This window comes from Legionella dresdenensis (genome assembly GCF_042649825.1).
Lineage (GTDB): Bacteria > Pseudomonadota > Gammaproteobacteria > Legionellales > Legionellaceae > Legionella_C > Legionella_C dresdenensis.
In genome coordinates, this window is sequence record NZ_JBHSAB010000004.1 from 126895 (window position 1) to 141140 (window position 14246).

Genomic DNA, 14246 nt, shown 5'->3' on the forward strand with positions numbered 1-14246 from the left:
CGTCAAGGCCGAATCACTTTAAGATTCGGCCATATTCCCTGGTAGCTCAGTCGGTAGAGCGGATGACTGTTAATCATTAGGTCACAGGTTCGAGTCCTGTCCGGGGAGCCACACTCCATAAGGCTTTTAGGCCAAATCAATAAAGTTCCAAATTTTACGTGTCGAATATGTGTCGAAGTTTCAGGTGAAGCTTGGGATCTATTATATAAATTTATATATAACCCATAATCCGTTAAGTCCTAGTGGATCAATCAATAAATTCAAGTAGTTACGGTAGTTTTCAGTGAGTTCGAAAAAGTTATGTAGACGTAATGTAGACAGATTATTCAAGGAAGAATGTAATTAACACAGAACCATTCAATAGCTGACTCCCTATATTACTATTTTGAAAATTGCTTAAATAGTTTAAGTATTTGGTTCTTAAAATACTGTAAATAATGTTTTTGTATAATAATTCGATCATTTTTACTTCCAAAATATTTAGTCTGCCCTATGATTTGAGTAACACAAGCCTTATCGGATGCTTTTATAAATGATAACCGTCCATTAGCATGTAAAAGACAATTTCTAATTTTTTCTGCCTTAAGCAAGCTTTGCCATTCTGAAGAGCTTGTGTTCAATCCCTTCATTACAAGACTACGCTCAAAACGCTCCAACGCACCTCCGTGATCAGTGTCTGAATCGGCATGAATAAAAAGCCATTCTTCAACATGAGAATACATCATCAAAAATACATTATCAGTTAAATACTCATTATAGTTATGAAGAGCAGATTGAAATATTTTTTCCTGTAGCTCTAACTCTTTAGGATCTTCTTCCACTTGCGCTAATAGAGAAAGTCTCTTTACCTCTTGTTCTATTAATGCCTTTGTTACATTATGGAACTTAACAATGTTATTTAAATTTACTTCTTGAGACCATAACTGAAGAAGTTTGCGAGCTTCATTGGGATCTGTAATTAACTCTTTTGTCATATTATTTTTCCATTAACTTATTATATGAGCGAGTAGGTTAGGTCAAAATGACTGACCCATCCTTGCTAATTCAATCGGTATGGCTTTGAAGCAGATAGGCGGACATCATCGTAAAAATTATTAGATTTCCAAATATCTACAGTATAATGAGAAAAACAATGAACATTGATACCTACATTAGCTCTTACTTTTAATCTTTTAAAGGCAGCCCCTAATTTTTGATTAAATAAATCTAACTCATATTGTTCTTTGCCAAGACTCACAAATAAATTTTGAGTATCTGAGTTAATAATTTTTTGCCACAGATGAATATCATTTCCTAAGTTTATGTTATTTTTTGTATTATCTAAAAAATTACAACCATATATAACTATGTCACCCTTGATCGGTGTAATTTTATCATATGCTTTATTCAAGTAAGAATTGGCAAAAATACTATCGATTTTTTCGTCATTTGTTGCATCAAAAATAATCAAACTCTCCAGGCTTGGATATTCCTTTAATAAAAAATTTCTCAAATTTGTCAGCGTCATATAAGAGCCTTTTCTTACGATTTTATAGGCACTATTATTCTTTTGGACTAAATGAAGAGCCCCATGTAAATAAAAAAAATTGGGATGATTATTATTCATAGATAGACCATAAAGATGCTCTTTAACTTCATTTGCATCATCTAAATCATGAAAATAACAATTTTCTTGAGAAAAGCCATCCTTGAAATTTCTTTGAGCAGAAGAATTTAAAGAGCTTGTCTTTGTTAATAAACCTTGATCAATCATTAGCCAATATAAAATCAGATCATAATTTATAGTAAAAATTCGCTCGAAATTTCGTAAATTTTTACCGCACTGATTAATATAGTCTGGAGCCTCAGTATAGGAATCACCAAAAATTGCATTATAAGATGGGTGAAATTTAGAGTCAGTTAATACTTCTATTACAGTTTTTTTTAAAACTTTCCTATAGTGAGCAATTTTTTCTGAGCAATCGCGAGTAGGTTTACAGTAATATTTTGTTGCATATTTCAAACATTCATCTGAGTTTTTTAAAATTAACAATAAGTACTCCAAATCCTTATTTTTATTCTTTTCAGCCATACTTAAAAACTCACATATTTCCCCGTCACTGGAATTCAAACGCTCTAAAACTTCTTGGAAGATGCTTTCATAATCAAAATTTATTTCAGCATTAGGATTAATAAGCTTTAAAGCTTTGTTTATCCCATTACCTATAAAAATACTTGGAGGACTATGGCTCATAACAAATCCTTATGTTCTCGGTAGTTTAATTTTAGTACAAATATTTTCTGATTTTGACATTTAATCAGATAAATATTTATCCTTATGAACTCAATAGTGCCTTTTAATATGGAATAAGAATTAAAAAAATTATAACTATCAGTATGTAGCCTGGGAGTAGGCCCAAAGGGCCGTATCCCAGGTTTATATTTCAAATCCATTCACTCGCCAAACTCTGTTTGTACAGCATGAATGAATGGGCTAGGCTTGTTGATCTACATTTTATAATTACGAAGGTAATTCAGATTAACATGTTGCCGAAATCTCAGGGACAAAGGGGATATTTGGGGCAGGCCCGTCAATACTAGGTTTTAGCTGTCTCCACCCTTTGCAATTAAGGTGGGGCACGTGGGACTTATTAATACTTGTACCCACCAATAAAAATCCATTCCATCATAATAATTCCTTTAAATTGGGTATTGGATTAAAGGTAAATGAAGGCATAGCGGTTGGCTTTTTCTCTTTGTCCTGATTTTCTGCAAGTTTCTTCGGTTGCCGATCGTTGGCATCTTTTTGTGAATATCCTGGCTTTTGACCATTCAAGTATTTTAATACATATAACCTAAATGTATTGTAAGTTGCAGTAAAACTTCCTTCCTCTCTAAGAGTTTCCCATATGACGGTCATCGACCACCCTTTTTCCAGGGCTTCGGAAATGTCTTCGCGCATAGCCAAGAATGCCACTTTATTTGTTCTGGCGTTCGTTTTGTGTTGAGAAGTCATTATGTTTTCTGTTAAGGATTTTTTCATGGTTGATTCTCCATATTATTGGTTTATTCAATCTTTTGAGTTTTATAGTTTGTTTGTTACAGCCCTCTGAACCCCGCTGACAAGCAGCGGGGCGTAGAGAGAGGCGTTTAAGTTTATTTTTATTTATTTTCAGCCTTTTCAGTCACTGGCAAGCCCTTTTTGGTAATTTTCGGTAATTTATTATTTATTTCCGTTTTTTAATGATTCTTTGTGTTATTAATCGTTATATAACGCTCATTAACGAATAATTACCCAATTGCGTTTCCAATATAAATTTCAAAATGCAGGGCAAGATAGGTGAAGTTAGCTAACCAGCGAGCTGGTTGCCAAACTTCACGAGTCTTATTCGCACCTTCGGTGCTCAACGAAAAAAACAGCCGGCACAAGCAATTTTTATTCGCCTCCCCAAATTTTGCCGGTAAAAACATATAACCTTGGTGTTCCTATCCCTTTAATTCTTGGTTTGTGTGAAGCATTGCCATCAGGAGCGGGTTTCAGCCAGCCGGCTTGTAATAAAATTCTTGTTACGGTGCGTTGATCAAAGCCTTTGCACAGTTCATTTTTGTATACCTCAGTTAATACCATGTAGATTCGGAATCCTTCGCTATCGGTATGATAAAATCCTGCTCGGTTAAGGATCTTGTCATTGTTGGGTGAGTTGGCATTATCAAAACGGCTGGCACCATGCGATTCAAAGAAAGCGCGTACTTGCGCCATAATAGCGCGGTCTTCACGCTGGCCACCAACTCCAAAAGCAGCCTGCCATGCAACAAAGCAGGTTTTCGCAGCAACAAAAGATTCGCCTTTTTGCCAACCAGTCAGGCCAAATTGGCTGGCTAATTCTCCGGCAGCAGCAACCAGTGCAAAGCGTCTGGCAACACGGATAATCTGGCCTGTAGCATCAGGCTGGATGGCTGCATTAATAAAAGTTTGAATGGTATCGGTGATAAATCGACTGATTGTTTGTCGGTTGGCAACCACCTGATTAAGCCACCCTAACCCAACTGCGCCATGATATCGGTTGCTATATTGTTTCAGCGATAAAGCCATGCTGGCTGGTCTTAGCTGATCGTGAATCGTTTCAAAGATCCCCATCCCACAACCCGCATCCGCCTCAATATCAGCAAGCCTGATTTCCTGACCTGCGTTAATGCGCAGTCCTGATTTTGCCATCAGTGCGGTTAAAGATTCTTCTCCAGCCGATAAGAAAAATAAGAACCATCGGGAGGATTGCTTGACTGTACCTGCACGAGAGGCACGGGTTTTTCCCTGGCCATTGGCCAGCAAATAAGCCGCTTCCCCAGCCTCCTTGGGATCCATTTGACTAAGTTCATCCAGAATCAGCAATCCATCATTGTGTAATGACGCCAAGCCTTCAAGCCCATTAGTAGTGCTGCGCCATAAACGGCAATAAGATTGAGGGTTTCCCCAAACCGAGGCAGCCAGACTCAATGCCGTGCTTTTACCTGATGAAGACGTACCTCTGAAATGAAAACCGCCGGAGTCTTCGCCAACAATCTTTGCCAATACAGGTGCAAGAGCAACAGATATGGCAAAGACCAGTCTTGAGTTACCTGATGCCAGCCGGCCTATTGAATCTTGCCATTCTTCAACACTACCCTTGACCGATACAGCCGGCTCAATGGCATTGGTATTCTGGAAGACAATTTTTTCTGTTGATTGCCCGATACATTGGGAAGCTGTGACAAAGACATCGCCATGCCAACCCAGTTTATCAACACATCGTGCCCGTGCGTCTACTGGAAAGACTTGCAAATAGGAGGCTAACAAATCGCGAGCAGTCCGATTGGGTGAAATACTTAATCCCAATCGTGCCAGCTCTCGCCTCACATCGCAGGAGTCGCCTTGCAGTAAGGATAGTGGCATTGCCCACTGATGGGTGATTCCGTCATCATCCTGCCACTCCAGCAGACGACCCCATTCACCGCTTTGGGCATCCCGAGTTTTGGCCACGACATACAATGGCGCGCATATCCAGCGAGGTGGCAATGGATTGCCATCCTTATCGATACCGATAAAGGTTAACCCCTCAGCTGTTAATCGAAAGCAGCCGCCAGCATAATCACAGACAATTGCGCGCTGCTTTCTATTAACTAATTCGATAACATGATTTTGTGACATACATTTTTCTCCAAACAACACTCAAACCATCGAAATGAAGCAAACTCATTCTGATGATTTTTAAAATTATGCATTTTCAACGAGTGGCAACTGACCTTCGTCACTGGTTGAGCGATAAATTTTTTGTTGTTGAAGAAAATCCAGCACATCGCTTTTTCGGTACAAAACTTTGCGACCAATTTTTAAATAGGGAACACCACCGCCCGACCAACGGTTACGCTCAAGTAACTGTGTGGAGCAGCTTAAAACAGCCGCGATAGTTTGTTGATTAAAAAGCGCAGAATGGGGCGCAGATTCAAATTCGTTTAATAGATGTAAACGGGATGGTTTTTGAGCAGACATTGGGATCTCCGCAATTGGTTATTCATTCAGCATAATGCCGACCTGTACCATCCTTGGAGATGAATTCAAATGCCTATCCAACTAGACTTGGACAAATAATTGATATTCACTAGCCTTTTGGCTATGAAAGCTTCTACTTCAAGCTCGGAAAAAGTATCTCGTATTCCCTCAAAGATTGTCAAGGGGAAAAGACTGTATTCAAAATAGTGTTATCGAATGATATTGCTCGATGCTGAAAATAGTTTTTAAAATCAAAGTGTCCCTTACGTCCCATCAATTCAATAAACGATTGGGGCAGCTCAAACCCAGTAATGACGCGGCTGTCCCGCTTGTCCCCGGCGTCCCGCAGTTTTTCCGTTATGGTGCAATTCGCCTAAATGTCATAGAGATATCAAAACCACAGGCATGTGCGTATTTTTCCAATGTTTTCCAACTTGGGTTGCTGCTCCCATTCTCCAATCGAGAAATATTTCCTTTTTGTGTTCCCATACGCTCCGCAAGCTGCTCTTGAGTTAACCCTGCTTTTTGACGCATCGAAAGTAAAGAGTCAATCAATGCAAATTCTGACTCTAATGCGTCATAGGCTTGCTTTACGTCCTCATTTTTAAGTGCTTTCTCTTTTAATGTTTTAAGGTTCATAATTTTTCTACCTCTCGTTTTCTCTGCAAAGCCAAATTCAATTCCTGCTTTGGGATTTTCACACTTTAATCCTCTTTTACCGACTCATTTAATTCTGCTTCAATTTCTTCAACCGTCGGTAAGCTACCTTTCAAGTCAGTGGGAATTGATTTAGATAAGGTATATTCTGATACCCCTATGGGAGCACTAATGTTTCGCAAAGCATATTCTGCAATGACTTTATTTTTCGATCTGCATAGCAAGATCCCTATAGTTTGGTTATCTCCAGATTTTCGTAATTGGTCATCAACAGCAGCAAGGTAAAAACCCAACTGCCCTGTATGTTCTGGTTTAAATTTCGTATTTTTTAATTCGATGACAATAAATGCTCGTAGTTCCAGATGGTAAAACAATAGATCAACAAAAAACTCCTGATCATCAAAAGTAAGGGGTATTTGAGAACCAACAAAGGCAAAGCCTTGGCCTAACTCAATGAGAAAATCGCGGATATGGGTAATTAACGCATTTTCAATAGATCGTTCATGGGCTTTGCCTTGAATGGTCAGAAAATCAAAGTTATAAGGATCCTTCAATATTTCATTGGCTAAATCGGATTGTAATTCAGGTAAATGCTTGTGGTAATTTGAGGTTTTATTGTTGGTAATGGCTTGGCGCTCAAATAATCCACTCTCAATCTGCATTTCAAGTATAGTTCGTGACCAACCATTTTTTATAGTTTGTTCAGCATACCATTCTCGCTTTGACTCCTCTTTAACCATCTGCATTAAACGCACAATGTGTCCCCAAGGCAATTGCGAAACGGGCTGCTTCGCAAATTCAATTTGAGGATAAAGCTGGGCAAATCGCCGCATGTATTCAAGGTTTCTTTTAGAAAACCCCTGCATTTCAGGGAATGCCCGCCGCATATCATGTGAGAATTGCTCAAGAAAATGCGACCCCCATTGATGATTCTTTTGCTTTTCAATTAACTCAGTACCAAGCTCCCAATAGAACCTAATTAACTCACTATTCGCAGCCAGTGCTGCACGGATTTGAGCTGTCTGTAACCTTGTTTTGATTTCGGTTAAAAAATGCTTGTAATCTTGGTTTAAGTGTAATGCGGCATCTTGAACTTTAATTTCTTTACTCATGAACTACTCCATGTGGTTGGATTTCTAAAACAGTGGCAGATGGTTGGACATCCATACACTTCAAAAAATAATCGGTAATCTGCTGCATTGGTTTTCTCAACCGCTCAACATCAGTCACGATGTAGCCTGCAGTGATATCACCGTTCATTTTATGGTTCATCAAACGCTTTAAAGCATAAGCCGAGATATCCAGGCCCTCAGCAATGGTAATAAACGTTCGTCTTAAATCATGAACCGTAAAATGAATGCCTGAGAGCTTGGTTACATTGGCCATTTGTTTTCGTGGCTCAATAATATGGCCTGCTGCGCCTAAGCCAGGAAAAACATACTCATTCATCCTTTTTTGGCTGCGTGATAATAGCAGTTCATAGAGGTAACTAGAAAGGGGTAGGGTATGAGATTCATGGTTTTTAGTATCAAGTACGGTTAACGTTTTTGCGTTTAGATCAACTTGATCCCAGCGTAAGGTTGCAGCTTCCTGTCGGCGCAATCCCGTTAGTATGATTAACAATAGATAATCTCGCAAAACCTCATTTTGTAACTGTTGCACGCCAAGGTACCAGGCAGCCAATTCATGGGCTTTAATAAAACTTTGGCGACGCTCAACCCGATACCAGGCTCGGGTTTGTGATAAGCGCTTAACCGGATTTTCGGTAATCAATGATTTACCTTGTGAATCTTCATATTGACCGGCTGCAAAATTAAAAAGGGCGCGCAGTAGACGCATGGCTAAATTGGCATAAGCCTCTCCATGTTCTTGCCCTAATTTTTTATGATGCTTTGCAACGCCGTCTTTGGTAATGGCAAGCAAGGGTTTATTAATCCAGCCTGCAAATCCTGTTGCTAATACCTTTTTGTAATTATAAAGAGTATTGTGTTTTAGCGATTTACGGACTTGGATGTAATCATTGAATACATCGTTTAAGGTGATCTGACGCATTTTTTCAGCGCGCTTTTCGGCAACAGGATCCATTCCTGTCGCAATTTGCCCGAGCAACTTTTGAGCTTCCTTTCTGGCCATTTCAACTGTCAGCTCGGGATAACGGCCTAATGTAATGCGAGACAGTTTGTTCTTTATCAGTTTTTCAATAAAAAAAGCTTTTGTACCACCGGATGTAACTCTTACACCAAATCCCTTCATTGCATCATCGTAATATCTTTTTTGTGCGGTTTTGCCCGGAGCCTTTGAAACAGGTAAGGGTAATTTATCAACGGCTGATTTTGTGATTTTCATTTTACCTCGTATTCAAGCGTGTCGAATATGTGTCGAAGAAATAATTAAAACATAATAAAAGTAGTTATGCTATAAAAATAGGCGATAACCCTTATAAATAAAGGGTTATTGGGATAATTTAAAATTTGGTAAAAGGAGTTAAAAGCCGTAATTTTATGACTGTTAATCATTAGGTCACAGGTTCGAGTCCTGTCCGGGGAGCCACTTAGGTCGATGTGGCATATTTAAGAAGACATCAAACGGTTTCCTCGTTGTAAACATTAGCTTTCCTGCGTTCATTTCCAAGTTCGGAAATAATATTGTGATAATTCGTCTTTTTTCCTCCAGTTCCGAACTTTTGAACAAATCATGAGCTTTGGATGCTAATGCAAATATAGTTGATAGAGATTTATTAAACCCATCGTCTGCTTCGGTTAATCTTTGCAGCCTCACTTCTACATTATGCCTTTCAGCTTGTAGGCCTGTCATCATCTCATCGTATTCTTCTTTTGAGACTTGAGCATCCAAAAACAGCTCTCTAGCCCTTTTTATTCGAGTCTGAATGGTTTGATACTGCGTTTGTAATTTATTGCTTTCTTGAATCTGATGCTCATACTCAGCAGCGGAGCTTTTCTTAAGCTCGGTATTTAGTTCGGCTAAAATATTGTCTGGTATTTTTATCCCTTTTAAAACGTCCTCTATTTGAATCAATATTTTTTCTTCACTCAAGTGATGGCAGTAAGAGCAATCACCTTTGCTTTTCGTGGGACGCATGTAAACATATTTTTCCTTCTTTAGTTCAGGGCTATAACCACAGCCGCAGTGATGACATTTTAATAATCCTTTTAACACGAAGGGCTTTTGTGTTCGTTTAGACTTACTTTTTCTTTTGCCCTGCCTGACCAATTGGCATTCATCGTATAGCTCTTTAGAAATTAACGCTGGATGTACATGTTTGTACAATATGTCATTGTATTTCATATACCCATAGTAAAACGGGTTTTGTAGAATCTGCTCAACCTGACTTTTGCCTATTTGGCATCCTTTTTTACTTCTCAGTCCTTCCTCGGTTATTCTCAAACGTATTTCGTTCATTGAATACATGCCTGTGGCATAATCCTCAAACATTTTTTTAACAAGGCTTCCACGCAACGGATCAATATAAACGTTTACTTTTTCTTTTTTCTTATCCATCCGTTTGCTATTGAGGTAACCAAGAGGTGAATCGCCAAGGATCGTACCATCAGCCAGCTTTTTTCTAGCACTGCGCTTCACATTGTCTGAGATTTTATTTCGGTAATCATTAGCAAGCAGCACATCAAGATTTTTTCTAAATTTATCGGAGCTATCCATATCCTTATGTTCAATAAATTCACTTTTCGCATAATGAATCTCGATCCGGCCTTGTTTAATTAACCGTTGCAACTCGATGTATTGTTCGTCAAAATCTCGCTGCAACCGGTCAACTCCATAACAAAGAACAATAATCTTATCTTTTTGGCCTTTAACAAAATTGACCATTTTTGAAAATTCTGGCCTTCCAGTCGCGGTGGAGCTTTCGACAATCTTGAATTGCTCTATGACCTTAAAATTCTTTTTTATGGCATATTCATAGCAGCATTGAATTTGTGCATCCAATGAATGACCATCTTCTTGATCTCTTGATGATACTCTGGCGAATATTACGGCTTTCATAATTCATTACCTCTTTAAAATTGCTACTACTCCAGCTCAAATGCCTTTAAAATCCCCGCCCTGTCATGTTCAGGGCTAGTACCATAACATGAAATGATAACGCCCTGGTCTTTCTCATGTCCTAAATTTTGAGCTAAATTGGATATTAACAAGGGGGAGCGATCACTTCGCATCATTCTTCGCGTGATTGCATGTCTAAAAATGAATGAGGCTTATGATATGGAAGGTCATTATTATGAAATGCCTGTTTGAAAATCGCTCTAATGGTGGACTGGGACTTAACAAAATCCTTTTCTAATACTAAGCATGGTAAACCTTCCTTGGTAAAACTAGATATTATCCTAGGAAAAAGAGGGCATGTGTCAGTAAAGCCTTGGAGTTTAAGAAATTCAACAAAATCTAATACATTCTTGTATAAATCCTGTACGTTTCCAATAAAGAAAGCTGTAATATGTTTCGCAAATTTTGTATCGACCAAATTTGGATTTTGTACAAAAGCCCATGCATCGAAATCTCTATAATACTTAATAGAGCCTATACGTGCAGTTTGTAATGCGCTGATTCTTGGAGTGGTCAGAAGCGCCAGACTTATAATGGCTTTATTCCTCATTTCAATGGGGGTTCCAGAAGGCATCTTACGTATAGTCGAGATAATTTCTTCAATGGTATAACTCTCCTGATAATTTGTAGCTCTAGCTTTGTTACGGTTATTTCGAGAAAGAGTGAAATATTGTACATCATCATATTGGATATATCGGTCATAACCCTTTTGTCTGCTTAGCCATTCGAAAAACTCTCTTAGCTGAGAGGTGCAATGCCGCAAATAAGATTTAGAAATATTTTGACCAGTTCGCATGTTTTTCTTATCTGACAAGTATTCTTTGAAGCCCACTGCTAGCTTGGTATTAAATTTTTTGAAATCGAGAAAATTAGAATAAACCTCAAACTCATGGATGGCTTTAACATAACAATCCACTGTTTTTGGATCACGTCCTTTGGCGTTTTCAAGCATTCCAAAAAACTTGGTTTTTATTAACTCGTTTTGTGAGTTGTACTTGGTCTTTTTCATATGTACTCCGCTAATAATAATTATGGTGCTCGATGAGTTTTGAGGCAGAACATTAAGAGGTATCTTGCATTATTCGAGATGGCTCACTTGAACCATTATTTGCTGTGCTATTTAAGTGAGTCTTGCAGGCGGTGGGTGAAAGATTACATATTGTCACCAGTTGAGCCTCGTTGATAACGAAGGTCTCCACTAATTTCACTTGCTCATTTTGTTTATAGAAGCGAGCTATTTTGTTATTGCATGCAGGACAAGTAGCCGCCGCTTTAATGCTGCCATTTTTATTTTTGTACATGGATATGGTGTTATTTTGAGGGATAATTATTTCTTGGCACTTCAGGCATTTGAATTGATTAAACTCAAGCTGCTTCTTGTGGCTGGCATTTCTTTTTTCTAGGAAATCTTTAAGTGTCGCACCATATATCAAGATCGGTTTTCTGGTAATGGTTTCCAGATCATCAGACTTTACCCAATCTCTAACCGTTTGAGGATGGAGCTTTTTCTCTTTGAACAAGTCGCAAATTTGCTCAACGGTATATGAGCGATATTGCTTAACAAGGTGGGAATTGTAATATTTGAACATTTTGATTCACCTTATTCATTACATTTTTTAATTTGCTGAAAATAGCTGTTTCTATTTCTTGACTGACTGTCTTATTGATTGGATGGCATATGGTGAAATTGCCTTTACTGGGGTAAGTCAGCCGATAACCATCACCATTTAGTTTTTTATGAATAGCAACACTGGAAATATAAAAGCTGTCTTCAATAACAAGGCTTGCGAAACCAATTAACCCATCGCGAGGCTTGATGAACTCAATGTGTACTTCTGATATCTTCATTTTTAGGCTCATGATGTTGTTTAGACTGAGCCAGTCTTGCGTCTACTTGTTCCAAAATCTTAAAGAGGTTCACCAAGTTATCTGCGGCAAGCTGTGCTTCCCCTGCTGAGATATCTTCGTAATATTCTTTAATTGAATCGGTCAAATTTGACATGGCTCATACAATTTTTAACGGTATAAGTCCAAGATAATGGGTTTTTTGATAAAAATATAAGCAACCACTAGAGATCATGTATGACCTCTAGTGGTCATACATGATGGTATCTTCTTGTATCGGTATTGTAAGAGGAATGAGAACAATTGAAGTCGAAATTTTCGACCTCAATAGAAGGCGTTAAAATAAAGAGGTTTACTAGATTTACTTTTCGAAAGCAGAGCAAGCTTATAAGGGCGAGTTGCGAACAAATATAACGTATTGCTTCAAACTTGAGGTCACAGATTGTGGCCTTAAACTGTAGAACTTTAATTTAACTGGTCTATAAGGGTATATTTAATCGTTTCCACTGTATCCAACAAGCTCCATCCTTCCGTTGCAATACCTTGACCACCCTCTGTGATAAAACCTAAAGGGCGAGAATGATTATTTTTTAATCGAGGTGCAAGCAAGGGTTCAATATCATCGAGAAAAGCAGAGTCTTGTAACTTTAAATCTAAGTTATTAACAAATAATTTTTTAGTGATTGTTTTGTTACCACGAGTCATATATTCAGAAAATACAGCCATGGTTTTTGCCGGATCAAAGTCTTGTTCTTTGATCGCCAACCATAAATCAAATGCATCACGTCCTTTTTTTCTTTCATATAACGCGCGTAATTTTGTAGCAAGCAATTCTTCAAGCTGGAAGGTATTAACCTCTGCATCCTGATTAAACCAATCAGACTTAACGGTAAAGGGCTTACTTAAACGATCGAGGATAGAAAAATTTTCATGGATATTGATTTCAACTTTTATCTTTTGTTTGCTTGACGCTGAAATTTCTGGATTAAAGTAAAAGAAAAGTTTGAAGCTTTGTCCTGTTTGCCGCGTTTTGGGTTGTCCAAGCCATGGCTCTAAACAGTCTCTTAGCGCATCAATAATTTCTTTAATACCACCTTTGGAAGTCCTAACCAAGTCGATATCCTCACTGTATCGAGCAGCGGGTGAAAAAAATAGCTTATGTAAGGCAGTGCCTCCACGAAATGCTAATTGATCTGCTAAAAACGGATTAGAAAAAATCTCAACAATAGCACGAGATAAAATTAAATCTTGTTCTACCTGCATATCATCTGTCCATGGTGCAGTTTGTCTCCATTGGATAATTTGTGCGAGAGGGATCATTCGTCAGGTTCCACCGTAGTATTGACAATCACATGCCATTTTTTATTGCGTTCAATGGGGTTATACGGTACACGGGACGCGAGGCGCACCCAATGCAATGTTTTCCCCTCCAAAGCGGTATATAACGTATTAGCAAGATCTTCAACCCCTAAGAACTCAAGAAACCAGCCTAATCGCTGTACCCAGAATAATTCAGTATTAATCTGCATTAGTTCTAATAATTTTTTGGCATCTAATGTTTCAGCTAAATCAGATAAAATAGTTGCTACATTGTTGATCCCTGCCGCATGTTGTGGCGAACTGACCAAATCAGCAGCCAGTAGTTCAGGAGTAGCAACATCAATCACCCCCGCCAGCGTATTAAATTTTTTAAGCAATCGCTTGTCTATCTGCTTTTTGGCAATAAATTCAATGTGTATGCGACCACAATGAGTAGGTGAGCGATTTTTTAGTGTGACTACCTGAAATCGCTGTGGTTTCTGATGCGCTGCTCCATAATATTGAGCGGCACTTAAAAAGCCAACATAATAGGGCGAATCCCAATAACGCATCAAATCAGGGATAAACATATCAGCTGGCAAACAGCCATACACTTGATACTCTGGGGGTAGAATAAGGTAAAATCCCTTTGCCGGACTGACTATCAAGTTGTTTTTCTTCAAACGATGTAAGGCGTTTAGACAGGGGATTTTTTCGAGGGCGAGCGCCTTTTCTGCATCCGCAGTGGTAAAGGAAAAACGTCCTTGGCTTCGTAATTCATTGATAAAAGTAAGCGCTTTCATAGGCTATTTTTTGTGTTTATACTCTTACAGTATATCATATTTAGTTATATTGGAGG

The 14246-nt window shown here is 38.4% G+C and carries 15 protein-coding genes and 1 tRNA gene; 1 reads left to right on the forward strand and 15 read right to left on the reverse strand.

All coding sequences use genetic code 11. The features are described 5' to 3' along the window. The first annotated feature begins 35 nt into the window (after positions 1 to 35). Positions 36 to 111, forward strand: a tRNA-Asn gene (locus ACFORL_RS04220). Between the two features lie 269 nt (positions 112 to 380). On the opposite strand, the gene ACFORL_RS04225 is transcribed toward ACFORL_RS04220, so the two are convergent. From ACFORL_RS04225 to ACFORL_RS04295, 15 genes are all read right to left on the reverse strand, one after another. Beyond that, positions 381 to 974: a hypothetical protein gene (locus ACFORL_RS04225; RefSeq protein ID WP_382341408.1), complete on the reverse strand. Its 594-nt coding sequence runs from the start codon at positions 972 to 974 to the stop codon at positions 381 to 383. Positions 975 to 1039: 65 nt separating this feature from the next. Continuing rightward, positions 1040 to 2233, reverse strand: coding sequence for a DUF4917 family protein (locus ACFORL_RS04230; RefSeq protein WP_382341410.1), 1194 nt, complete (start codon positions 2231 to 2233; stop codon positions 1040 to 1042). A 432-nt stretch (positions 2234 to 2665) separates the two neighbouring features. Then, the gene (locus tag ACFORL_RS04235) at positions 2666 to 3022 is read right to left on the reverse strand and encodes a TraK family protein (RefSeq protein WP_382341412.1); all 357 of its coding nucleotides are present in this window, start codon (positions 3020 to 3022) and stop codon (positions 2666 to 2668) included. 393 nt (positions 3023 to 3415) lie between these two features. After that, positions 3416 to 5164, reverse strand: a complete 1749-nt coding sequence (locus ACFORL_RS04240; RefSeq protein ID WP_382341414.1) for a DUF927 domain-containing protein — start codon at positions 5162 to 5164, stop codon at positions 3416 to 3418. A 66-nt stretch (positions 5165 to 5230) separates the two neighbouring features. Then, entirely contained in the window at positions 5231 to 5506 is a 276-nt protein-coding gene (locus ACFORL_RS04245) for a DNA-binding protein (protein WP_382341416.1), read from the reverse strand. 357 nt (positions 5507 to 5863) lie between these two features. Continuing rightward, a complete protein-coding gene (locus tag ACFORL_RS04250; protein ID WP_382341418.1) occupies positions 5864 to 6145 on the reverse strand; it encodes a helix-turn-helix domain-containing protein in 282 nt (93 codons plus the stop codon). A 65-nt stretch (positions 6146 to 6210) separates the two neighbouring features. Continuing rightward, positions 6211 to 7275, reverse strand: coding sequence for a PDDEXK nuclease domain-containing protein (locus tag ACFORL_RS04255; RefSeq protein ID WP_382341420.1), 1065 nt, complete (start codon positions 7273 to 7275; stop codon positions 6211 to 6213). After that, positions 7268 to 8509, reverse strand: a complete 1242-nt coding sequence (locus tag ACFORL_RS04260; RefSeq protein ID WP_382341422.1) for a tyrosine-type recombinase/integrase — start codon at positions 8507 to 8509, stop codon at positions 7268 to 7270. Before ACFORL_RS04260 ends, ACFORL_RS04255 begins: the two co-directional genes overlap by 8 nt. Before the next feature lie 174 nt (positions 8510 to 8683). After that, entirely contained in the window at positions 8684 to 10183 is a 1500-nt protein-coding gene (locus ACFORL_RS04265; protein WP_382341424.1) for a recombinase family protein, read from the reverse strand. Positions 10184 to 10355: 172 nt separating this feature from the next. Beyond that, positions 10356 to 11252: a hypothetical protein gene (locus ACFORL_RS04270; protein WP_382341426.1), complete on the reverse strand. Its 897-nt coding sequence runs from the start codon at positions 11250 to 11252 to the stop codon at positions 10356 to 10358. Between the two features lie 52 nt (positions 11253 to 11304). Continuing rightward, positions 11305 to 11832: a helix-turn-helix domain-containing protein gene (locus ACFORL_RS04275; protein WP_382341428.1), complete on the reverse strand. Its 528-nt coding sequence runs from the start codon at positions 11830 to 11832 to the stop codon at positions 11305 to 11307. Then, positions 11801 to 12091, reverse strand: a complete 291-nt coding sequence (locus ACFORL_RS04280; protein ID WP_058462963.1) for a septation protein SpoVG family protein — start codon at positions 12089 to 12091, stop codon at positions 11801 to 11803. The genes ACFORL_RS04275 and ACFORL_RS04280 overlap by 32 nt, the downstream gene beginning before the upstream one ends. Further along, positions 12066 to 12245, reverse strand: coding sequence for a hypothetical protein (locus tag ACFORL_RS04285; RefSeq protein WP_058462962.1), 180 nt, complete (start codon positions 12243 to 12245; stop codon positions 12066 to 12068). Before ACFORL_RS04285 ends, ACFORL_RS04280 begins: the two co-directional genes overlap by 26 nt. A gap of 308 nt (positions 12246 to 12553) precedes the next feature. Then, positions 12554 to 13408: a nucleotidyl transferase AbiEii/AbiGii toxin family protein gene (locus tag ACFORL_RS04290; RefSeq protein ID WP_382341431.1), complete on the reverse strand. Its 855-nt coding sequence runs from the start codon at positions 13406 to 13408 to the stop codon at positions 12554 to 12556. After that, positions 13405 to 14190, reverse strand: a complete 786-nt coding sequence (locus tag ACFORL_RS04295; RefSeq protein ID WP_382341433.1) for a type IV toxin-antitoxin system AbiEi family antitoxin domain-containing protein — start codon at positions 14188 to 14190, stop codon at positions 13405 to 13407. The genes ACFORL_RS04290 and ACFORL_RS04295 overlap by 4 nt, the downstream gene beginning before the upstream one ends. Positions 14191 to 14246: the final 56 nt, after the last annotated feature.